Raw genomic sequence first — 20,727 nt, 5'->3', positions numbered from 1 at the left:
AACGTATACGACGGAGGCACGACGGTGATCGCAAGCGCACCCGCGGCGCACGGCGCGAGCGTCCTCGCCGCGGAGGAACTCGGCTACTTCGGGGGCGACCCGTGGTGGCTGATCCTCCTCAAGGCGGTCTTCTGCTTCGCGTTCCTGGTGGTGATGGTCCTCGCGGCCATCGTCTTCGAGCGCAAGGTGCTGGGCTGGATGCAGTTGCGCATCGGCCCGAACCGGCACGGTCCCTGGGGCCTGCTGCAGTCGCTCGCCGACGGCGTGAAGCTGATGTTCAAAGAGGACATCATCCCCAAGGGCGCCGACCGGGCCGTCTACATCCTGGCGCCGCTCCTCGCGACCATTCCCGCCTTCATGGCCATCTCGGTCATCCCCTTCGGCCCGGCCGACAACCAGGTGTCGATCTTCGGGGAGCGCACCGCGCTGCAGCTCACCGACCTCCCGGTCGCCATGCTGTTCGTGCTGGCCACCGCCTCCATCGGGGCCTACGGCGTCGTCCTCGCCGGCTGGGCGTCCAACTCGACGTACCCGCTGCTCGGCGGCGTCCGCGCGACCGCCCAGGTGATCTCGTACGAGGTCGCGATGGGCCTGTCGTTCGCCGCCGTGTTCCTCTACGCCGGGTCGCTGTCGACCTCGGAGATCGTCGCGGCCCAGGACAACCGCTGGTTCGCGGTGCTGCTGCCGGTCTCGTTCCTCGTCTACCTCGTCTCGATGGTCGGCGAGGCGCACCGGCTGCCCTTCGACATGCCGGAGTCCGAGGGCGACCTGGTCTCCGGGTACTCCACCGAGTACTCGTCGATCAAGTTCGCGCTCTTCATGCTCACCGAGTACGTGCACGTGATCACGCTGTCCGCGGTGGCCGTCACGCTCTTCCTCGGCGGCTGGCGCGCGCCCGCGCCGCTCAGCACCGTGTGGGAGGGCGCCAACACCGGCTGGTGGCCGATGCTCTGGTTCTTCGGCAAGGTGCTCGCCTGCATGTTCCTCTTCATGTGGCTGCGCGCCACGCTCCCGCGGGTGCGTTACGACCAGTTCATGAAGCTGGGCTGGAAGGTCCTCATCCCGGTCTCCATGGTCTGGCTGATGCTGGTCGCCACCGTCCGGGCGCTGCGCAACGAGGACGTGGACTTCACCGAGATCGTGCTCTACATCGCCGGCGGGCTGCTGGTGATCCTGCTGCTCTCCTTCGTCGTGGACATCTTCCGCGACCGCAAGGACAAGGAGGAGGAGGCCCGCGAGGCGGCCCGGCCCAAGCCGGAGTTCGACCCGATGGCGGACGGCTACCCCGTACCGCCGCTGCCCGGTCAGACCCTCCCGCCCGTGCCCCGCCGCCCCGCGCGCCACGAGCGCGAGCTGGTGGGCACGAAGGGCCCCGGAGGCGACACTGAGGAGGCCGACAATGGCTGACGAGAAGAAGGACAAGCAGGGGTTCGTCAACCCGGTGGCCGGCTTCGGCGTGACCTTCAAGGCCATGTTCAAGAAGCGGCTGACCGAGCAGTACCCCGAGTACAAGAAGCCGACGGCGCCCCGCTTCCACGGCCGCCACCAGCTCAACCGGCACCCGGACGGGCTGGAGAAGTGCATCGGCTGCGAGCTGTGCGCCTGGGCCTGCCCGGCGGACGCGATCTACGTCGAGGGCGCGGACAACACCGACGAGGAGCGCTACTCGCCGGGGGAGCGCTACGGCCGCGTCTACCAGATCAACTACCTGCGCTGCATCCTGTGCGGGCTGTGCGTCGAGGCGTGCCCCACCCGGGCGCTGACCATGACCAACGAGTACGAACTGGCCGACAGCAGCCGCGAGTCGCTCATCTACACCAAGGACGAGCTGCTCGCCGGCCTGCGGGAGGGCATGGTCGACACGCCGCACGCCATCTACCCGGGGATGACGGAGAAGGACTACTACAGCGGTCTCGTCTCCGAGGCCGCCCCGGGTACGGAGCGCCAGGTCGCCGTCAGCAAGGGCGAGCCGGCGCCGGACCCGGAGCCGCAGTCCGAAGGAGCCCAGGCATGAACGCCCTCGCCCAGGCCGGCTACACCACGTCCACCGGGGAGGCGACCCAGTTCTGGGTGCTGGCCATCTTCGCCGTCGCCGGTGCCCTGGGCACCGTGATGATGAAGAAGTCGGTGCACTCGGCGCTCTGCCTCGCCGGGACGATGGTGATCCTGGCGATCTTCTACCTCGCCAACGGCGCGTACTTCCTCGGCGTCGTCCAGATCGTCGTCTACACCGGCGCGGTCATGATGCTCTTCCTCTTCGTGCTGATGCTCGTCGGTATCAGCGCGGCGGATTCGCTGAAGGAGACCATCAAGGGACAGCGCTGGCTGGCGATGCTCTGCGGCATCGGCTTCGGCGTGCTGCTGATGGCCGGCATCGGCAACGCGAGCCTCAGCACCTTCGAAGGGCTCGGGGACGCCAACGCCGGCGGCAACGTCGACGGCCTGGCGGCGCTGCTCTTCCACGACTACGTCTTCGCCTTCGAGCTGACCGGCGCGCTGCTGATCACCGCGGCGGTCGGGGGCATGGTCCTCACCCACCGGGAGAAGACCGAGCGCACCCTCACCCAGCGCGAGCGGGCCGAGCAGCGCGTACGCGACGGCGTCCAGGTGCCGCCGCTGCCCGCGCCCGGCGTCTACGCCCGCCACAACGCGGTGGACATCCCGGCTCTGCTGCCCGACGGCACGCCGTCCGAGCTGACCGTCAACCGCACGCTGCGCGACCGCAGCCAGATCCGCGACGTCTCCGCGCAGGCGCTGGCGGATCTCGCGGCCATAGAGCAGCGCACCGCCGACTACCAGGGCAAGGCCCTGGAACCGGACACCGGCGACGGCGACGGGAACGGCCCCGTCGGCGCGAACGCCGGTGGCAAGGCCGGAGAAGCGAACAAGGAGATGCCGTGAATCCGGTCAACTACCTGTATCTCGCCGCGCTGCTGTTCACCATCGGTGCGGCCGGGGTGGTCATCAGGCGGAACGCCATCGTGGTGTTCATGTGCATCGAGCTGATGCTGAACGCCTGCAACCTGGCGCTGATCACGTTCTCCCGGATGCACGGGAACCTCGACGGCCAGATCATCGCCTTCTTCACCATGGTCGTCGCCGCCGCGGAAGTCGTGGTCGGCCTGGCGATCATCGTGTCGTTCTACCGCTCCCGCCACTCGGCCTCGGTCGACGACGCCGCTTTGATGAAGCTGTAAGGGGACGCACCAGTGGAGTCACTCATCGGATTGCTCGTCGCGGCGCCGTTGCTCGGCGCGGCGGTGCTGCTGTGCGGCGGAAAGGTCCCACGGATCGACCGTGCCGGCCACTGGCTCGGTACGGGCCTGGCCTTCACCTCCTTCCTCCTCGGCCTGGTCCTCTTCGCCGACATGCTCGGCAAGGACGGCGAGGAGCGGGCCCTGCACAGCCACCTCTTCACCTGGATTCCGGTCGAGGGGTTCCAGGCGGACGCGGCGTTCCAGCTCGACCAGCTCTCGATGACGTTCGTGCTGCTGATCACCGGCGTCGGCTCGCTCATCCACCTGTACTCCGTGGGCTACATGGAGCACGACGAGCGCCGCCGCCGGTTCTTCGGCTATCTGAACCTCTTCCTGGCGGCGATGCTGCTGCTGGTCCTCGCGGACAACTTCCTGCTGCTGTACGTCGGCTGGGAGGGCGTCGGCCTCGCCTCGTACCTGCTGATCGGCTTCTGGCAGCACAAGCCGAGCGCGGCGACGGCGGCGAAGAAGGCGTTCATCGTCAACCGTGTCGGCGACGTCGGCCTGTCCATCGCGATCATGCTGATGTTCGTCACCTTCGGTACCTTCGCCTTCGAGCCGGTGATGAACTCGGTCGGCGAGACGAGCGAGGGCAGGCTGACGGCGATCGGCCTGATGCTGCTGCTCGCGGCGTGCGGCAAGTCGGCGCAGGTGCCGCTGCAGTCCTGGCTGGGCGACGCGATGGAGGGCCCCACGCCGGTCTCCGCGCTGATCCACGCCGCGACGATGGTGACCGCGGGCGTCTACCTGATCGTCCGTTCCGGCGCGATCTTCGACGCCGCGCCGGACGCGCAGCTCGTCGTCACGGTCGTCGGCGCGGTCACGCTGCTCTTCGGTGCGATCGTCGGTTGCGCGAAGGACGACATCAAGAAGGCGCTGGCCGGCTCGACGATGTCGCAGATCGGCTACATGATCCTGGCCGCCGGGCTCGGCCCGATCGGCTACGCCTTCGCGATCATGCACCTGGTGACCCACGGCTTCTTCAAGGCCGGGCTCTTCCTCGGTGCCGGCTCGGTCATGCACGGCATGAACGACGAGGTCGACATGCGCAAGTACGGCGGCCTCAGGAAGTACATGCCGGTCACGTTCGTCACGTTCGGCCTCGGCTATCTGGCCATCATCGGCTTCCCGGGGCTCTCCGGCTTCTTCTCCAAGGACCTCATCATCGAGGCCGCGTTCGCCAAGGGCGGCACGCAGGGCTGGCTCCTGGGCGGCGCGGCGCTGCTGGGTGCGGCGATCACCGCGTACTACATGACGCGCGTGATGCTCATGACGTTCTTCGGCGAGAAGCGCTGGGAGGCTGACGCGAACGGCGCCATGCCGCATCCGCACGAGTCGCCGAAGTCGATGACGATCCCGATGATCGTGCTGGCGATCGGCTCGGTCGGCGCGGGCGCGTTCTTCGACATCGGCGAGCGGTTCGTGCACTGGCTGGAGCCGGTCACCGGCTTCGAGCACGGGCACCTGCCGGAGGGCCTGAGCGTCGGCCTGATCACCGGCGCCACCGTCACCTGCATGGTGATCGGCGTCACGGTGGCCTGGCTGCAGTACGGCCGCCGCCCGGTCCCCGCCGCCGCACCGCGCGGCTCCCTGCTCACCCGCGCCGCCCGGCGCGACCTGCTGCAGGACGACTTCAACCACGTGGCGCTGGTCAAGCCCGGCGAGTACCTGACCCGCGGCCTGGTCTACCTGGACCACAAGCTGGTCGACGGCATCGTCAACGGAACCGCGGCGGCGTTCGGCGGGCTCTCCGCCCGGATGCGGCGGGTCCAGAACGGCTACGCCCGCAGCTACGCGGTCTCGATGTTCGGGGGCGCGGTGGTGCTCATCGCCGCCACCCTGCTGATGAGGGCGGTCTGAACCCATGGCTGATTCTTCCTTCCCGCTGCTGACGCTCACCGCGGCGGTCCCGGCCGTGGGCGCGATCGCCACCGCCGCGGTGCCCGCCGCCAAGCGCGAGCTGGCCAAGTGGCTCGCGCTGGGCGTATCGCTGGTGACGCTGGTGCTCGCCGCGGTGATCGCGGTCCGCTACGACCCGAACGGCGACCGCTTCCAGCTCACCGAGTCGCGGTCATGGATCGCCGACTTCGGGGTGAGATACGAGCTGGGGGTCGACGGCATCGCCGTCGTGCTGGTGGCGCTGACGGCGGTGCTGATTCCGTTCGTCATCCTCGCCGGCTGGCGCGACGCGGACCCCGCGGAGACGAACTCCTCGCGCTGGCGCCCCACCCAGGGCTTCTTCGCGCTGATCCTGGCCGTCGAGGCGATGGTGATCATCAGCTTCCTGGCCACGGACGTCTTCCTCTTCTACATCTTCTTCGAAGCCATGCTCATCCCGATGTACTTCCTCATCGGCGGCTTCGGGGACAAGGCGCACGAGCACGGTGAAGAGGAGGCGGCGCGGCAGCGTTCGTACGCGGCCGTGAAGTTCCTGCTCTACAACCTGGCCGGCGGCCTCATCATGCTGGCCGCGGTCATCGGGCTGTTCGTCGTCACCAACGACCAGTTGGGTGCGGGCACGTTCTCCCTGCAGGAGATCCTGCAGGCGCGCGCCGACGGCGACCTGGAGATGTCGACGAGCACCGAGCGGCTGCTCTTCCTCGGCTTCTTCTTCGCTTTCGCCGTCAAGGCGCCGCTGTGGCCGCTGCACACCTGGCTGCCCAACGCCATGGGGGAGTCGACGGCCCCGGTCGCCGTGCTCATCACCGCGGTGGTCGACAAGGTCGGCACGTTCGCCATGCTCCGCTTCTGCCTCGGGCTCTTCCCCGAGGCGAGCGACTGGGCGACGCCGGTGGTGCTGGTGCTCGCGGTGGTGAGCATCCTGTACGGCGCGCTGCTGGCGATCGGGCAGCGCGACATCAAGCGGCTGATCGCCTACGCCTCGATCTCCCACTTCGGCTTCATCGTGCTCGGCATCTTCGCGATGACCAGCCAGGGCCACACCGGGGCGACGCTGTACATGGTCAACCACGGCATCTCCACCGCCGCCCTGATGCTGGTCGCCGGATTCCTCATCTCCCGGCGCGGCTCGCGGCTCATCGCCGACTACGGCGGCGTGCAGAAGGTGGCGCCGGTGCTGGCCGGCACGTTCCTGATCGGCGGTCTGGCCACGCTGTCGCTGCCGGGGCTGGCGCCGTTCGTCAGCGAGTTCCTGGTACTGGTGGGCACGTTCAGCCGCTACCCGGCGATCGGCATCATCGCCACCGTGGGCATCGTGCTGGCCGCGATCTACGTCCTCGTGCTGTACCAGCGCACGATGACGGGGCCGGTCGCCGAGAGCGTCGCGAAACTGCCCGACCTGCGGATGCGCGAGATGCTGGTGGTCGCGCCGCTGATCGCGCTGCTCATCGGCCTCGGCGTGTATCCGAAGCCGCTCACCGAGATCGTCAACCCGGCCGTCGAGCACACCATGTCCGACGTGCAGAAGTCCGACCCGGAGCCCGATGTGAACCCTGTGGAGGCCGCGCATGAGTAGGGGTGTCCACAGCCTGTGGATGGCGCAGGACGGTATCGACAAGATCGAGGCGCCGCACATCGAGTACGAGCTGCTGGCGCCCACGCTGATCGTGATCGGCGCGGCCGTGGTGGGCGTCGCCATCGAGGCGTTCGTCCCCCGCCGGCACCGTTACGTCGCACAGGTCGGGCTCGCGGTGCTCGCGATGGCCGGCGCGTTCGGCGCCGTCATCGCCCTGGCCGCCACCGGCCACGGCACCGACGAGGCGCAGACCGCCGCGATGGGCGCGCTGGCCGTCGACGGCCCGGCGCTCTTCCTGCAAGGCGTCATTCTGCTGGTCGGCGTGCTCGGGGTGTTCACCTTCGCCGAGCGCCGGCTGGACCCGGTCGCGCACGGCAAGCAGGTCGACTCCTTCGCCGCGGAGGCCGCGGCCGTGCCCGGCGGCAAGGCGGAGCAGGCCGCGGTGAAGGCGGGGTTCACCACCACCGAGGTGTTCCCGCTGCTGATGTTCGCGACCGGCGGCATGCTGATCTTCCCCGCCGCGAACGACCTGCTGACGCTCTTCATCGCGCTGGAGGTCTTCTCCCTGCCGCTGTACCTGCTCTGCGCCGTCGCCCGCCGCAAGCGGCTGATGTCGCAGGAGGCGGCGGTGAAGTACTTCCTGCTGGGCGCCTTCTCGTCGGCGTTCCTGCTCTTCGGTATCGCGCTGCTGTACGGCTACGCGGGCAGCGTGCGGTACGCCGAGATCGCCGACGTCATCGCGGGCCACCCGCAGAAGATGACCCCGGCGCTCGCCGACACCATGGGCAACGACGCGCTGCTGCTCATCGGCGGCGCGATGGTCCTGCTCGGCCTGCTCTTCAAGGTCGGCGCCGTGCCGTTCCACATGTGGACCCCGGACGTCTACCAGGGCGCCCCCACGCCCGTCACCGGGTACATGGCCGCGGCCACCAAGGTCGCCGCGTTCGGCGCGCTGCTGCGGCTGCTGTACGTCGTGCTGCCGGGCATGAAGTGGGACTGGCGGCCGGTGATGTGGGGCGTGGCGATCGTCACGATGGTCATCGGCGCGATCCTCGCCGTCACCCAGACCGACGTGAAGCGGCTGCTGGCGTACTCCTCGATCGCGCACGCCGGGTTCATCCTGGCGGGCGTCACGGCGGCCAACGAGGACGGCATCTCCTCGGTGCTCTTCTACCTGGCCGCGTACGCCTTCGTGACGCTCGGCGCGTTCGCCGTCGTCACGCTGGTACGGGACGCGGGCGGCGAGGCGACCCACCTGTCGAAGTGGGCGGGGCTCGGCCGGCGTTCACCGCTGGTCGCGGCGGTCTTCGCGGTGTTCCTGCTGGCGATGGCGGGCATCCCGCTGACCAGCGGCTTCGCCGGGAAGTTCGCGGTGTTCAAGGCGGCGGCGGACGGCGGCGCGACGCCCCTGGTCGTCGTCGGCGTCATCGCCTCGGCCATCGCCGCGTTCTTCTACGTGCGCGTCATCGTGCTGATGTTCTTCAGCGAGCCGCGGCCGGAGGGCCCGGCGGTGACCGTGCCGAGCGCGTTCACCGTCAGCGCCATCGCCGTCGGCCTGGCCGCGACCCTGGTGCTGGGCGTGGCGCCGCAGTACTTCCTGGATCTGGCCGGGAACGCGGGGGTGTTCGTCCGCTGAACGGGGAGGGTCTGGGGGCGCCGCCCCCAGACCCCCGTCGCCGTCCGCCGGGGCTACGGGGTCCAGCCGGCCGGCTGCACCTGGCCGTGGACCCCGCCGAGGGCGATCCGCACCCCGTGCGGGCCGGGGGCCCAGCCGTCGATCTCGACGACGTCACCGTCGGCCAGCCACGGGCCCTCGCCCTTCGTCAGCTCCAGCAGCGAGCCCACCTGATCGGGTTCCGGGCCGCTGACGGTGCCGGAGGCGTAGAGGTCGCCGGTGCGCACGGAGGCGCCGTTGACGGTCATGTGCGCCAACTGCTGCGCGGCGGTCCAGTACATCGAGGCGAACGGCGGGCGGGAGACCGTTTCCCCGTTGATCCGTACCTCCAGGTGCAGGTCGTAGCCGTCGCCGTCGTCGCCGGTGTCGTCGAGGTAGGGCAGCAGCGGGTGCGTACGCTCCGGCGGGGCGACGCGGGCGGTTTCCAGGGCGTCGAGGGGGGTGATCCACGTGCCGACGGACGTGGCGAAGGACTTCGCCTGGTGCGGGCCGAGAGGGCGCTGCTCCCAGGGCTGGACGTCGCGCGCGGACCAGTCGTTGACCAGGCAGACGCCGAAGACGTGGTCGCGGAAGGCGGTACGGGGCACGGGCGTGCCCATCCGCGACGGTACGCCGACGACGAAGCCCACTTCGGCCTCGATGTCGAGGCGGACGCTCGGTCCGAACACCGGGCCGGCCGGCGCGGGGTCGCCGGCGGGCCTGCGCTGGCCCGCGGGGCGTACGACGGGGGTGCCGGCCGGGACGACCGTGCCGGAGCGGCCGTGGTAGCCGATGGGCAGGTGCTTCCAGTTGGGCGTCAGCGCCTCCTCGCCGGGGCGGAAGATCCGGCCGACGTTGGCGGCGTGGTGCTCGCTGGAGTAGAAGTCGACGTAGTCGCCGACCTCGAACGGCATGCGCAGCGCGACGAGGTCGAGTGCGTGCAGGTGGGGCTCGACGGCGGCGCGGTGCGCCGGGTCGGTCAGCCAGGAGGTCACCTCGGCCCGGACCGCCTGCCACACCGGCCGGCCCGCGGCCATCAGCGGCGCCAGTGTCGGGGCGGCGTACAGCGCGGTGTGCGGGGAGCCGAGGGCCGCCGCGACGGCGGCGGTGTCCAGTACGGATGCGCCGTAGCGCACGCCGACGCGGGGGTCTGTGCCGGCGGGCGCGGAGAAGACACCGTACGGAAGGTTGTGCGGCCCGAAGGGATCGCCTTCAGACACGTCGAGCGGGCTGTGCTCGGACATCGAGGAGTCCTGCCTCATCGTGGTCGGCGGGCTGGGGACCTCAGGTTACGACCCCCAGGTCGGCCTAGGGGAAGCCGCCCGACGTGATCGTCGCGTGACCGGCTACGCTGCGACGGTGGTGCATGGTGGTGCTAACGACACATCGACAATCTGTTCCACGTGAACGTCTGCAGACAGGAGGAGCCCTCGTGACCGTGGTCGCGCCCTTGGGGCTCAGCGTTCAGGACCGTGCCTTGGAAGCCGATGTCGAGGCCGGACTGGCGGCCGTCGAAGAGGGGCTTCTGGAGGCCACGAAGAGCGATGTGCCGTTCATCACCGAGGCCGCGCGGCACCTCGTGCGCGCCGGCGGCAAGAGATTCCGCCCCCTGCTGGTCATGCTCGCCGCGCAGTTCGGCGACCCGTACGCGCCGGGCGTCGCGCCCTCGGGCGTCGTCGTCGAGCTGACGCACCTGGCCACGCTCTACCACGACGACGTGATGGACGAGGCGGCCGTACGCCGGGGGGTGCCCAGCGCCAACAGCCGCTGGGCCAACTCCGTCGCCGTCCTCACGGGCGACTTCCTCTTCGCACGTGCCTCGCGGCTCCTCGCCGACCTGGGCCCGGAGATGGTCCGTATCCAGGCCCAGGCGTTCGAGCGGCTGGTCACCGGGCAGATCCTGGAGACCGCGGGGCCGGCCGAGGGCCGTGACCCGGTCGACCACTACCTGGACGTGCTCGCCGGCAAGACCGGCTCGCTCATCGCCGTCTCCGGCCGCTTCGGCGCACTGCAGGCGGGCGCGGACGAGTCGGTGGTGGAGGTGCTCACCCAGTACGGTGAGCGCATCGGCATCGCCTTCCAGCTCGCGGACGACCTTCTCGACATCACCAGCGACGGCACCGAGTCCGGGAAGACCCCGGGCACGGACCTGCGCGAGGGCGTCGCGACGCTGCCGGTGCTGCACCTGCGCGCCGCCGCCCGGCGCCATCGCAGGCCGGCGGACCTGGAGCTGGCCGCGCTGCTCGCCGGGGACCTGACGGACGAGGCGCTGCACGCGGAGGCCCTGGCCCGGCTGCGGGTCCACCCGGCGGTGGAGCAGGCCAGGCGGGACACCGTGCGGTACGCGGCGGAGGCGCGGGCGATCCTCACGGCGCTGCCGGCCTGCCCGGCCCGCGCGGCACTGGAGGGGCTCTGCGACGCCGTGGTGGACCGCGCGGGGTAGCGGAGTCCACGTCTCCGCCCCGGGGACGGCCGGCCGACAGATGGCCCGTACACCTATCAGGGTGAGTCCCCCCTCGGGGCTGATGCCGTCATACGACAGGAGTAATCCAAGCTGCACCCACGGGCTGACGCCCCGGGCCGTCTGATTTGTTGTGATGGGTGGGAAGCCGTGACGCAGCGAATGAATTTCCGCGAATCACCGCGGAGACGGAGGTACTTCCCATGGCACTGATCCCACCGGAGCGACCTGCCGACGAGGCGGAGGACCGCGCCGCGGACCTCGCCGCGGCGCGGCGCAGAAAGGCCGTGCGCTACGGGGTGCCCCTGGGCATCGCGGGAATCGCCGCCGCCACCATCGGCCTGGTGCCCGCGCTCGCCCAGGACGACGGGCCGAGCACGGACGACGTGACGGCGAAGGAGCTGATCGCCAAGGCGCTGGCGTCGGAGGTCGAGTCGGTCGACGGCACGGTGAAGGTCAGCACGGATCTGGGGCTGCCGTCGCTCCCCTTCGGCGGCGGTGGCGCGGACCTCTCGCGGCTGCTCGCCGGCGAGACCAAGCTGCACGTCGCGGCGGACGGCCCGGAGAAGCAGCGGGTCACGCTCACCGGCTCCGACGGGGGCCACACGGTGGTGCACAACGGCAAGGACGTGTGGACCTTCGGCGGTGACTCGGACGAGGTCCACCACTCCACGGTCCCGGCGGACGGCGGGAAGAAGGCCGCGGAGCACGACGGCTTCGCCCTCCCGAAGGACCTGGAGGACGCCACCCCGCAGGAGCTGGCGGAGCGGCTGCTGAAGGCCGCGGCCGGAACCACGGACGTGACGGTCGGCGGCACGGCGCAGGTGGCCGGGCAGGACGCGTACGAGCTGCGGCTGACGCCGAAGCAGGACGAGTCGACGGTCCGGGACGTCACCATCGCGGTGGACGCCGACAACGGCGTGCCGCTGCGGGTGACGCTGACGGCGGACGACGGCAAGGCGGTCGTGGACGTCGGCTTCACGAAGGTCGACTTCAACGAGCCGGCCGCGGATCTGTTCGCGCCCCCGGCGGGCGCCGAGGTGACGGAGAGGGACCTCGGCGAGCACTCCGGCGAGGGCTTCGGCGGCTTCGGGGAGGACCTCGGCAAGGGCTTCGGCGGCGACTGGGCCGGCGGCGACTGGGCCGAGGGCGGCCTGTCCTCCGGCCTGGAGGACGTCACGATCCACGGCGAGGGCTGGGGCTCGATCGCCGAGGTCTCCGTGCCCGGCGGCGTGCTGGGCGAGGACGGGGTCGGGGCCGCACTCGACTTCTTCACGGACAAGTCGGACTCCGGCCGGGTCTTCGAGAGCCGGCTGGTCAACGTGCTGATCACCGACGACAAGGTCTACGTCGGCGCCGTCAGCCCGGAGGCCCTGGAGGCCGCCGCGGACTGACCGCGCCACCGCCCGAAGGCCGCCGCGCGCCTGCTCAGGCGAGCGGCGGCCTTCGGCGTGTTCCCGCGCCCGCGTCAGTGCACACAGAACTCGTTGCCCTCCGGGTCGGTCATGACCGTCCACTCCCCGCCCTGCTCCTTGACGTGCCGGACGATGACGGCGCCCAGCTCCGCCAGCCGGGCCGTCTCCTCCTCGCGCCGCCCGGACTCGGGGTGGAGGTCGAGGTGCAGGCGGTTCTTGGCCGTGGGCTTGCGCTCGGGGACCTGGTTGAAGAGCAGCCGCCGGCCGAGCCCGGCTCCCGAGGCGGGGTCGTACGGGTCGTCGGGGTGGCGGACGGCGGCGGCGGTGCGCCAGGCGCGGCGGTCGCGGTGGCGGGTGAGCACGTCCTCGGTGAGGGCGCCGGCGGTGAGGAGCTGCTCGATGAGCGGGCTGTTGTCCTCCACCTCGTACCCGAGGGCGGCGGCCCAGAAGTCGGCCTGGGCGTGCGGGTCGGAGGCGTCGATGACCACTTTCCAGTGCGTGGGAGCCATGTACTGGTTATACTGGTTACATGGTGGACGAGGCAAGCTCCCGCGCCCCGGGCGTCGCGATGCGCCCCCCGGACGGCCAGGTCTTCCACTTCGACCCCGGTGCGCTGTGCCTGGAGTTGCTGACCACGGGCGGCCCGGGCGTCTTCGCGCGGTACGAAGTGCTGCACACCCCCGCGGACGTCGTCGCCTGGGCGGCGGCCAGCAGGCTGCGCCCGGCCCCGGAACTGTCGGTCACCGACGCCGGCGTCGCGGAGGTGCGCCACCTGCGCGACGCCCTCTTCCGCCTCACCCGAGCCCGCGCCCACGCCGGCCCCCTCCCCGCGGCGGACCTCACCACCCTCAACACCGCCGCCGCCGAACCTCCCCTGGCCCCCCGCCTCACCCCCGACGGCACCCCGTCCTGGTCCCCGGGCCCGGCGACGACGGCCCACCTGCTCTCGACCGTCGCCCGCGACGCGGTCGACCTGTTCTCCGGCCCGTACGCCCACCGCATCCGCGAGTGCGCGGGCGAGCGCTGCCACCTCCTCTTCGCGGACACCTCGCGCCCGGGCCGCCGCCGCTGGTGTTCCATGGAGAGGTGCGGCAACCGCCACAAGGTCCGCACCCTCAGAGCCCGCCGCGAAGCGGACCACCCCTGAAAGGCCGGACATGAAGCGACTCCTCGCAAGGGCCTGGAAGCTCGTGCGCGGTTCCGTGCAGTGGCGCATTCTCTGGTTCACACAGGCCAAGTTCATGATCGGCGTGACGGGCGTGGTGCGGAACGAGCAGGGGCAGGTGCTGCTGCTCAAGCACCGGATGTGGCCCGACGCCCGGCCGTGGGGGCTGCCGACCGGCTTCGCGGTCAAGGGCGAGGAGTTCCCGCAGACCGTCGTCCGGGAGGTCCGGGAGGAGACCGGCCTCGACGTCGTGCCGGGCCGGCTGGTGCGGGTGACCAGCGGCTACCGGCTCCGCGCCGAAGTCGCGTACGAGGCGCGGCACGTGGGCGGAACGCTCAGGCTCGACCACTTCGAGATCCTGGCGGCGGAATGGTTCAGCCCGGACGCGCTCCCGGAGGGGCTGCAGGAGTCCCACCTCCGGCTGATCAGAGAGGGCGCGCCGACCTGACGGCTCAGCCCCAGGTGAGGGGGTCGAGGTGGAGGTAGAAGCGGAGGCGGCCGGGATCGGGGGCGACCCCGTAGTGCTCGGCGAACTCCGCGTCCCGGGCTCGGGCTTCGGCTTCAGTCGGCCACGTTTCCCGGGAGTTGGCCAGGAGCAGCGCCAGGTCCGTGTGGCGGTCGGCGAGTCCGAGGCGGCCCAGGTCGACGAAGCCCGACACGTCCAGGGTGTCCGGGTCGAGCACGATGTTCGGCAGGGTGAGGTCGCCGTGGCAGACCACCGTGTCGTCGGCGGCCTGCTTCCGGCGCCGGGACACCTGCGGTTCGAGGCGGGCCAGCAACTCCGCCGCGGGGGTGTGCTGCTGCTCCTCGGGGAGGAACTCGGGGTGCACCGCGCCGCGGGCGACGACGTCGCGGGCGACGCCCATCACGTCGTCCAGGTCCCTGCGGTACGGGCAGCGGGTGGCGGGGAGTGCGTGGAGGGCGCGTACGGCCTCGGCGATGCGGATCCAGCAGGCCCGCAGGTCGTCGGCCGGCAGCCGGTCCGCGGGAACGCCGGGGACGGCCGCGGTGACCAGACGGGCCCCGGTGCCGTCGGAGTGCCAGTCGAGGACCCGGGGCCCCTTCACGCCCTGGCCGGCCAGCCACGCGACGCGGTCCCGCTCGGCGGCGAGCGCGGCGGCGCCGGCGGGGTCCGTCGCGGGCACGTGCTTGGCGTAGCGGGCGCCGTCCGCGCTGCGGAAGACGGCCGCCCCCGACTCGCCTGTGGTGACCGGAATCCAGTCGTCGTGCGTCATGCCTTGCGGTCCATTCGGTAGTGCAGAACGAGGAAGGGGGTGCCGGCCGCGGTGCCCACGGCCACCGGGCCCGCGCCCGTCAGCCGGGTGCCCGCCCGGCCCGCGGCGGCGGCCAGCGCTCCGCTCATGGCGATGCGCTGCCACAGCGCCGGGATCTCGCCCGGCCGCTGCCGCATCCGGGCGACCGCCTCGGCCGCCCCGAGCCCGACCGCCCCGGCCGCGGCCCCCGCGACGGCCGCACACGCGCCCCGCCCGCCGGCGAGCGCGGCCCCGGCGACCGCGCCGATGCCCCCGGCGGTCCCCACCTGCGCCGCCACCTGCGACGTGTCCACCCGATCACACCCCATCCCGGCACCCTACGTGCGGCCTGCCGGCCGGCCTCTCCCGTTCCGGCGGGGCGGGATCGGACGGGCTGTCCGAACCGCCCGCCGCGTCAGGCGCGCCGCGCCGGGTCCGCCGTCGCGCCCGTGCCGGGCGCGCCACGCACCGGATCTGCCGCCTCCGCCCCCGCGGCGGCAGCCGCCTCCGCCGCGGCCCGGCGCAGCTCCAGCCGGCCGCGATGCGCCGTGCGCAGCGCGTCGTAGGTGAGCAGGGCCAGCGCCAGCCACACCAGCAGGAAGCCCGCCCAGCGCTCCGCCGGCATCGACTCGCGGAAGTACAGCACTCCCAGCGCGAACTGCAGGGTCGGCGCCAGGTACTGCATCAGCCCGATCGTCGACAGCGGCAGCCGCACCGCCGCCGCGCCGAAGCAGATCAGCGGGAACGCGGTGATCACCCCGCAGCTCGCGAGAAGCAGCGCGTGGCCCAGGCCCTCGGTGTGGAGCGTCGCGTCCCCGCGGGCCCCGAGCACCAGCAGGAACACCAGCGCCGGCAGGAACTGCACCGTCGTCTCCGCGGCGAAGGACTCGATGCCCTCCAGCCCGATCCGCTTCTTGATCAGCCCGTACGTCCCGAACGAGAACGCCAGCACCAGCGCGATCCACGGCAGCCGCCCGTAGCCCACCGTGAGGACGACCACCGCCGCCGCGCCCACCCCGACCGCGGCCCACTGCAGCGGGCGCAGCCGCTCCCGCAGCAGCAGCACGCCGAAGGCGATGCTGACCAGCGGGTTGATGAAGTAGCCGAGGGCCGCCTCGACGACGTGGCCGGAGTTGACGGACCAGATGTAGACGAACCAGTTGACCGTGATCGTCGCCGCCGCCCCCGTGACCAGCCCCAGCCGGCGCGGCTCGCGCAGCAGCGGCCGGATCCAGGACCAGCGGCGCAGCACCAGCAGGAGGAGCACGCACGCGGCCAGCGACCACACCATCCGGTTGGCCAGGATCTCCGCGGGGCTCGCGGGCTCCAGCAGCGGCCAGAACAGCGGGATGACGCCCCAACTGCCGTACGCGGCGAAGCCGTAGAGGAGCCCGAGCCGGGCCTCGCCCGCCGCGCGCGTCGGAGCTTCACCTGGTGACCCCACGGCCCCTCCCCTTCCGCGGCCCGCACGGCTCGCGCCGTGACGACGGTAGCGGGCGGGAGAGCCCATTGTCATATCTGTATCAGCATTTGGGTCCTTACGGTCACGGCGCCGCGGACCCCGCCGCGGACCCCGCCGCAAGTCCTGCCGCGACCGCCTCCGCCAGCGGCGTCGCCGGCCGGCCGATGAGCCGGGCCAGCTCGCCCGGGGTCCCGGCGAGCAGCCCGCGGGACACCGCCGCGTCCGCGTCGACCAGCACGTCGGCCATCGGCTCGGGCAGCCCTGCGCCGAGGAGCGCCTGCCGGTGCGCGGCGGGCGGCAGGTCGCGGTACTCGACGGGCGTGCCGGACTGCCGGGCGACCTCGGCGGCGTACTCCGGCATGCTCCACGCCGTATCGCCGCTCAGCTCGTACGCCCGGCCCGCGTGCCCCTCGCCGGTCAGCACCGCGACCGCCGCGGCGGCGTAGTCGGCGCGGGCGGCGGAGGCGATCCGCCCGGCGCCCGCGCCGCCGGTGACCGCGCCGCTTTCGAGGACCGGGGCGAGGTGCTCGGTGTAGTTCTCGTGGTACCAGCCGTTGCGCAGGAAGACGTACGGCAGGCCGGAGCCGCGGATGAACTGCTCGGTGGCCTTGTGCTCGTCCGCCAGCAGGAAGTCCGCCTTCGGCCCGCCCAGGATGCCGGTGTACGCGAGCAGCGCCACGCCCGCCGCCGCGGCGGCGTCGACGACCGCCCGGTGCTGTGGCACCCGCCGCCCGACCTCGCTGCCCGAGACGAACAGCACCCGCTCGCCCGCGCGGAAGGCGTCCGCGAGCGTGGCGGGCTCGTCGTAGTCGGCGACCCGCACCTCCACCCCGCGCGCCGCGAGGTCCGCGGCCCTGTCCCGGGTGCGTACGACGGCGGCCACCCGCTGCGCGGGGACCTGCTCCAGCAGGGCCGCGACGACGAGGCGGCCGAGGTGTCCGGTGGCTCCGGTGACGGTGATCTTCATGTCCGCCACCGTAGGCTGCATACTTACGAGAAGAAAGTACCCACTTCAACGTAAGGTACTGGTGTGGAGGTAAGCATGCAGGCAGGCATGGAGGCGGCGGACGCGGCCCCTCGTCTGCGGGGTTTTCCGGACGTCATCACGGCCGACTGCCCCGCGCGGAACATCATGGAGCACGTCGTCAGCCGCTGGGGCGTGCTGGTGCTGCTCGCGCTGCTGGAGGGGACGATGCGGTTCAGCGCGCTGCGGCGGCGGATCGGCGGGGTGAGCGAGAAGATGCTCGCGCAGACCCTGCAGACCCTGGAGCGCGACGGCCTGGTGCTGCGCGAGGCCAAGCCCGTCATCCCGCCGCACGTGGAGTACTCGCTGACCCCGCTCGGCGAGCAGGCGGCCCTGCTGGTACGGCCGTTGGCGGTCTGGGCGAACGACAGCGTGCCGGCGGTGACGGCGGCACGGGAGGGGTACGACGAGGCCCGGGCCTGAGGGAACAGGCCCGGGCCCGGGTCGTCGGAGCCGGCGCGCCCCGGACGGACGCCCGCCGGCGCGGGGTCGGCTACCGGCTCAGCCGAGCACCGTCCACGTGTCGCCCCCGGCGAGCAGCCCCGCCAGGTCGCCCTTGCCCTTGCGCTGCACCGCCTCGTCGAGCTGCTCGGCCATCTCCGTGTCGTACACCTGCCGGTTCACGTCCCGCAGGACGCCGATCGGCGTGTGGTGCAGCGTGTTGGGATCGGCCAGCCGGGAGAGCGCGAACGCCGTCGTCGGGGTGGCGGCGTGCGCGTCGTGGACGAGGACGTCCGCCTCGTTCTCCGGGGTCACCTCCACGATCTCCAGGTCGCCCGTGGCCGGGTTGCGCACGACGCCCTTGTGGTCGTCGGCGCCGAAGCGGATCGGCTGCCCGTGCTGGAGCCGGATCACCGCCTCCTGGGCCTGCTGGCGGTCCTTCAGCACCTCGAAGGCGTTGTCGTTGAAGATGTTGCAGTTCTGGTAGATCTCGATCAGCGCCGTGCCCGGATGGGCCGCCGCCGCGCGCAGCGTCTCGGTGAGGTGCTTGCGGTCCGAGTCGACCGTGCGGGCGACGAACGACGCCTCCGCGCCCAGCGCCACGGAGATCGGGTTGAACGGCGCGTCCAGCGAGCCCATCGGCGTGGACTTGGTGACCTTGCCCACCTCGGAGGTCGGCGAGTACTGCCCCTTGGTCAGCCCGTAGATCCGGTTGTTGAAGAGCAGGATCTTGAGGTTGACGTTGCGGCGGAGCGCGTGGATCAGGTGGTTGCCGCCGATGGACAGCGCGTCGCCGTCGCCGGTGACGACCCACACGGACAGGTCGCGCCGGGTGCCGGCCAGGCCGGTGGCGATGGCCGGGGCGCGGCCGTGGATGGAGTGCATCCCGTAGGTGTTCATGTAGTACGGGAAGCGGGACGAGCAGCCGATGCCGGAGATGAAGACGATGTTCTCCTTGGCCAGGCCCAGCTCCGGCATGAACCCCTGGACGGCGGCGAGGACGGCGTAGTCCCCGCAACCGGGGCACCAGCGCACCTCCTGGTCCGTCTTGAAGTCCTTCATGGACTGCTTGGCGTCGGCCTTGGGGATCAGCGAGAGGGCGTCGATCGCCGGTCCCTCGGCGGTCGTCTCAGCCATTGTCGATGGCCTCCTTGAGGGCGGTGGCGAGCTGCTCGGCCTTGAACGGCATGCCGTTGACCTGGTTGTAGGAGAAGGCGTCCACGAGGTACCTGGCGCGGATCAGGGTCGCGAGCTGCCCGAGGTTCATCTCGGGGACGACGACCTTGTCGTACGCGGCCAGCACCTCGCCGAGGTTGGCCGGGAACGGGTTGAGGTTGCGCAGGTGCGCCTGGGCGATGGGGTCGCCGGCGCGGCGCACGCGGCGTACGGCGGCGGTGATCGGCCCGTACGTCGAGCCCCAGCCCAGCACCAGCGTGCGCGCCGTGCCGTCCGGGTCGTCGACCTCGATGTCGGGCACCTCGATGCCGTCGACCTTCGCCTGGCGGGTGCGCACCATGAGGTCGTGGTTGGACGGCGAGTACGAGATGTTGCCGGAGCCGTCCTCCTTCTCGATGCCGCCGATGCGGTGCTCCAGGCCCGGGGTACCGGGGATCGCCCAGGGGCGGGCGAGGGTCTGCGGGTCGCGTTTGTACGGCCAGAAGACCTCGGTGCCGTCGTCCAGGGTGTGGTTCGGCTTGCCGGCGAACTGCACCCGCAGGTCCGGCAGCTCGTCGACCTCCGGGATGCGCCAGGGCTCGGAGCCGTTGGCGAGGTAGCCGTCGGAGAGCAGCATCACCGGCGTGCGGTACGTCAGCGCGATACGGGCCGCGTCCAGCGCCGCCGTGAAGCAGTCGGACGGCGTGGCCGGCGCGACGATCGGCACCGGCGCCTCGCCGTTGCGCCCGTACATCGCCTGCAGCAGGTCCGCCTGCTCGGTCTTGGTGGGCAGCCCGGTCGAGGGGCCGCCGCGCTGGATGTCCACGATCAGCAGCGGCAGCTCCAGCGACACCGCCAGGCCCACGGTCTCGGCCTTCAGCGCCACGCCGGGGCCGGAGGTCGTCGTCACGCCCAGCGCGCCGCCGAAGGCCGCGCCGAGCGCGGCGCCGATGCCGGCGATCTCGTCCTCGGCCTGGAAGGTGCGTACGCCGAAGTTCTTGTGCCGGCTCAGCTCGTGCAGGATGTCGGAGGCCGGCGTGATCGGGTACGAGCCGAGGAACAGCGGCAGGTCCGCCTGCTGCCCCGCGGCGATCAGGCCGTACGCGAGCGCCAGGTTCCCGGAGATCGAGCGGTACGTGCCGGGGGGGAAGGCGGACTGGGCCGGGGACACCTCGTAGGAGACGGCGAAGTCCTCGGTCGTCTCGCCGAAGTTCCACCCCGCCCGGAAGGCGGAGATGTTCGCCTCGGCGATGTCTGGCTTCTTGGCGAACTTCGTCCGCAGGAACTCCACCGTGCCCTCGGTCGGGCGGTGGTACATCCAGCTCAGCAGGCCGAGGGCGAACATGTTCTTGGAGCGCCCGGCGTCCTTGCGGGACAGCCCGAACTCCTTCAGGGCCTCGACCGTCAGCGTGGTCAGCGGCACCTCGTGCACGCTGTAGCCGTCGAGGGAGCCGTCCTCCAGAGGGCTCGCCTCGTACCCCACCTTGGCCATGGCGCGCTTGGTGAACTCGTCGGTGTTGATGATCACCTCGGCGCCGCGCGGGACGTCGCCGATGTTCGCCTTCAGGGCGGCCGGGTTCATGGCGACCAGCACGTTGGGCGCGTCGCCCGGGGTGAGGATGTCGTGGTCGGCGAAGTGCACCTGGAAACTGGAGACCCCCGGCAGCGTGCCTGCGGGGGCGCGGATCTCGGCGGGGAAGTTCGGGAGCGTCGACAGGTCGTTGCCGAACGACGCCGTCTCCGAGGTGAAGCGGTCCCCGGTCAGCTGCATCCCGTCTCCGGAGTCACCGGCGAACCGGATGATCACCCGGTCCAGGCGCTTGACCTCTTTGCTGTTGACCTCGCTGGTCACCTTCGTGGACCTCCCTCGCGGCGGCCGTTCGGGAACGGGATTCCGGCCACCTGACCCAGCGACCATCGTACGTCGGTTAGGCATGCCTTCCTGGGTCTGTCCGCAAACTGGAC

The 20,727-nt window shown here is 71.5% G+C and carries 20 protein-coding genes; 12 read left to right on the top strand and 8 right to left on the bottom strand.

Features of this window, described 5'->3' with window-relative positions; translation table 11 throughout:
• Window positions 1–24: 24 nt before the first annotated feature.
• The 7 genes from nuoH to nuoN are packed head-to-tail and all read left to right on the top strand — an operon-like array spanning window position 25 to window position 8,368.
• Entirely contained in the window at window positions 25–1,407 is a 1,383-nt protein-coding gene (nuoH, locus tag I003_RS0108520; protein ID WP_051368143.1) for an NADH-quinone oxidoreductase subunit NuoH, read from the top strand.
• Entirely contained in the window at window positions 1,400–2,014 is a 615-nt protein-coding gene (gene nuoI, locus I003_RS0108515; RefSeq protein WP_027771139.1) for an NADH-quinone oxidoreductase subunit NuoI, read from the top strand. The genes nuoH and nuoI overlap by 8 nt, the downstream gene beginning before the upstream one ends.
• Window positions 2,011–2,901 (top strand): NADH-quinone oxidoreductase subunit J, encoded by an 891-nt coding sequence (locus tag I003_RS0108510; RefSeq protein ID WP_027771138.1) that lies wholly within the window; start codon window positions 2,011–2,013, stop codon window positions 2,899–2,901. The genes nuoI and I003_RS0108510 overlap by 4 nt, the downstream gene beginning before the upstream one ends.
• On the top strand, window positions 2,898–3,197 hold the full coding sequence (nuoK, locus tag I003_RS0108505; protein ID WP_027771137.1) for an NADH-quinone oxidoreductase subunit NuoK: 300 nt from the start codon (window positions 2,898–2,900) through the stop codon (window positions 3,195–3,197). Before I003_RS0108510 ends, nuoK begins: the two co-directional genes overlap by 4 nt.
• 12 nt (window positions 3,198–3,209) lie before the next feature.
• Entirely contained in the window at window positions 3,210–5,117 is a 1,908-nt protein-coding gene (gene nuoL / locus I003_RS0108500; RefSeq protein ID WP_027771136.1) for an NADH-quinone oxidoreductase subunit L, read from the top strand.
• Between the two features lie 4 nt (window positions 5,118–5,121).
• A complete protein-coding gene (locus tag I003_RS0108495; RefSeq protein ID WP_027771135.1) occupies window positions 5,122–6,732 on the top strand; it encodes an NADH-quinone oxidoreductase subunit M in 1,611 nt (536 codons plus the stop codon).
• Window positions 6,725–8,368 (top strand): NADH-quinone oxidoreductase subunit NuoN, encoded by a 1,644-nt coding sequence (gene nuoN / locus I003_RS0108490; protein ID WP_027771134.1) that lies wholly within the window; start codon window positions 6,725–6,727, stop codon window positions 8,366–8,368. Before I003_RS0108495 ends, nuoN begins: the two co-directional genes overlap by 8 nt.
• Window positions 8,369–8,421: 53 nt before the next feature.
• Here the strand turns inward: nuoN and I003_RS0108485 are convergent, their stop codons facing one another.
• A complete protein-coding gene (locus tag I003_RS0108485; protein WP_027771133.1) occupies window positions 8,422–9,630 on the bottom strand; it encodes a fumarylacetoacetate hydrolase family protein in 1,209 nt (402 codons plus the stop codon).
• 188 nt (window positions 9,631–9,818) lie between these two features.
• Between I003_RS0108485 and I003_RS0108480 the strand changes: the two genes are divergently transcribed.
• Complete coding sequence (locus I003_RS0108480; RefSeq protein WP_027771132.1) at window positions 9,819–10,829, top strand: polyprenyl synthetase family protein; 1,011 nt, start codon at window positions 9,819–9,821, stop codon at window positions 10,827–10,829.
• Window positions 10,830–11,050: 221 nt separating this feature from the next.
• Window positions 11,051–12,241 (top strand): sigma-E factor regulatory protein RseB domain-containing protein, encoded by a 1,191-nt coding sequence (locus tag I003_RS0108475; RefSeq protein ID WP_027771131.1) that lies wholly within the window; start codon window positions 11,051–11,053, stop codon window positions 12,239–12,241.
• Between the two features lie 74 nt (window positions 12,242–12,315).
• On the opposite strand, the gene I003_RS0108470 is transcribed toward I003_RS0108475, so the two are convergent.
• On the bottom strand, window positions 12,316–12,771 hold the full coding sequence (locus tag I003_RS0108470; protein WP_027771130.1) for a VOC family protein: 456 nt from the start codon (window positions 12,769–12,771) through the stop codon (window positions 12,316–12,318).
• 20 nt (window positions 12,772–12,791) lie between these two features.
• Here I003_RS0108470 and I003_RS0108465 point away from each other — a divergent pair, with 20 nt between their 5' ends.
• Both I003_RS0108465 and I003_RS0108460 read left to right on the top strand, forming a co-directional pair.
• On the top strand, window positions 12,792–13,409 hold the full coding sequence (locus tag I003_RS0108465; RefSeq protein WP_027771129.1) for an ABATE domain-containing protein: 618 nt from the start codon (window positions 12,792–12,794) through the stop codon (window positions 13,407–13,409).
• A 10-nt stretch (window positions 13,410–13,419) separates the two neighbouring features.
• The gene (locus I003_RS0108460; protein WP_027771128.1) at window positions 13,420–13,875 is read left to right on the top strand and encodes an NUDIX domain-containing protein; all 456 of its coding nucleotides are present in this window, start codon (window positions 13,420–13,422) and stop codon (window positions 13,873–13,875) included.
• A gap of 4 nt (window positions 13,876–13,879) precedes the next feature.
• Here I003_RS0108460 and I003_RS0108455 read toward each other — a convergent pair whose 3' ends face one another.
• From I003_RS0108455 to I003_RS0108440, 4 genes are all read right to left on the bottom strand, one after another.
• Complete coding sequence (locus tag I003_RS0108455) at window positions 13,880–14,662, bottom strand: APH(3'') family aminoglycoside O-phosphotransferase (protein ID WP_027771127.1); 783 nt, start codon at window positions 14,660–14,662, stop codon at window positions 13,880–13,882.
• Window positions 14,659–15,009 (bottom strand): hypothetical protein, encoded by a 351-nt coding sequence (locus I003_RS0108450; RefSeq protein ID WP_486584139.1) that lies wholly within the window; start codon window positions 15,007–15,009, stop codon window positions 14,659–14,661. Before I003_RS0108450 ends, I003_RS0108455 begins: the two co-directional genes overlap by 4 nt.
• 86 nt (window positions 15,010–15,095) lie before the next feature.
• Complete coding sequence (rarD, locus tag I003_RS0108445; RefSeq protein ID WP_027771125.1) at window positions 15,096–16,124, bottom strand: EamA family transporter RarD; 1,029 nt, start codon at window positions 16,122–16,124, stop codon at window positions 15,096–15,098.
• A 100-nt stretch (window positions 16,125–16,224) separates the two neighbouring features.
• The gene (locus I003_RS0108440) at window positions 16,225–17,109 is read right to left on the bottom strand and encodes an NmrA family NAD(P)-binding protein (RefSeq protein WP_027771124.1); all 885 of its coding nucleotides are present in this window, start codon (window positions 17,107–17,109) and stop codon (window positions 16,225–16,227) included.
• 75 nt (window positions 17,110–17,184) lie between these two features.
• Here I003_RS0108440 and I003_RS0108435 point away from each other — a divergent pair, with 75 nt between their 5' ends.
• Window positions 17,185–17,589, top strand: coding sequence for a winged helix-turn-helix transcriptional regulator (locus I003_RS0108435; RefSeq protein ID WP_027771123.1), 405 nt, complete (start codon window positions 17,185–17,187; stop codon window positions 17,587–17,589).
• A gap of 78 nt (window positions 17,590–17,667) precedes the next feature.
• On the opposite strand, the gene I003_RS0108430 is transcribed toward I003_RS0108435, so the two are convergent.
• Together I003_RS0108430 and I003_RS0108425 are read right to left on the bottom strand one after the other, a co-directional pair.
• Window positions 17,668–18,744, bottom strand: coding sequence for a 2-oxoacid:ferredoxin oxidoreductase subunit beta (locus I003_RS0108430; RefSeq protein ID WP_027771122.1), 1,077 nt, complete (start codon window positions 18,742–18,744; stop codon window positions 17,668–17,670).
• Window positions 18,737–20,614, bottom strand: coding sequence for a 2-oxoacid:acceptor oxidoreductase subunit alpha (locus tag I003_RS0108425; RefSeq protein ID WP_027771121.1), 1,878 nt, complete (start codon window positions 20,612–20,614; stop codon window positions 18,737–18,739). The genes I003_RS0108430 and I003_RS0108425 overlap by 8 nt, the downstream gene beginning before the upstream one ends.
• Between the last annotated feature and the right edge of the window lie 113 nt (window positions 20,615–20,727).

The organism is Streptomyces sp. CNQ329, from assembly GCF_000482585.1.
Note: the sequence above shows the minus strand (reverse complement) of the source record. Positions and strands in the feature narration are given on the sequence as shown.

Bases quoted from the DNA above. Each gene is read 5' to 3' on its own strand.
- I003_RS0108465 (WP_027771129.1), top strand. From the start codon at position 12,792: ATGGTGGACGAGGCAAGCTCCCGCGCCCCGGGCGTCGCGATGCGCCCC.
- I003_RS0108435 (WP_027771123.1), top strand. From the start codon at position 17,185: ATGCAGGCAGGCATGGAGGCGGCGGACGCGGCCCCTCGTCTGCGGGGT.
- I003_RS0108430 (WP_027771122.1), bottom strand. From the start codon at position 18,744: ATGGCTGAGACGACCGCCGAGGGACCGGCGATCGACGCCCTCTCGCTG.
- I003_RS0108475 (WP_027771131.1), top strand. From the start codon at position 11,051: ATGGCACTGATCCCACCGGAGCGACCTGCCGACGAGGCGGAGGACCGC.
- I003_RS0108460 (WP_027771128.1), top strand. From the start codon at position 13,420: ATGAAGCGACTCCTCGCAAGGGCCTGGAAGCTCGTGCGCGGTTCCGTG.
- nuoN (WP_027771134.1), top strand. From the start codon at position 6,725: ATGAGTAGGGGTGTCCACAGCCTGTGGATGGCGCAGGACGGTATCGAC.
- I003_RS0108510 (WP_027771138.1), top strand. From the start codon at position 2,011: ATGAACGCCCTCGCCCAGGCCGGCTACACCACGTCCACCGGGGAGGCG.
- I003_RS0108440 (WP_027771124.1), bottom strand. From the start codon at position 17,109: ATGAAGATCACCGTCACCGGAGCCACCGGACACCTCGGCCGCCTCGTC.
- I003_RS0108495 (WP_027771135.1), top strand. From the start codon at position 5,122: ATGGCTGATTCTTCCTTCCCGCTGCTGACGCTCACCGCGGCGGTCCCG.
- I003_RS0108455 (WP_027771127.1), bottom strand. From the start codon at position 14,662: ATGACGCACGACGACTGGATTCCGGTCACCACAGGCGAGTCGGGGGCG.
- nuoI (WP_027771139.1), top strand. From the start codon at position 1,400: ATGGCTGACGAGAAGAAGGACAAGCAGGGGTTCGTCAACCCGGTGGCC.
- I003_RS0108450 (WP_486584139.1), bottom strand. From the start codon at position 15,009: ATGGGGTGTGATCGGGTGGACACGTCGCAGGTGGCGGCGCAGGTGGGG.
- I003_RS0108470 (WP_027771130.1), bottom strand. From the start codon at position 12,771: ATGGCTCCCACGCACTGGAAAGTGGTCATCGACGCCTCCGACCCGCAC.
- I003_RS0108485 (WP_027771133.1), bottom strand. From the start codon at position 9,630: ATGTCCGAGCACAGCCCGCTCGACGTGTCTGAAGGCGATCCCTTCGGG.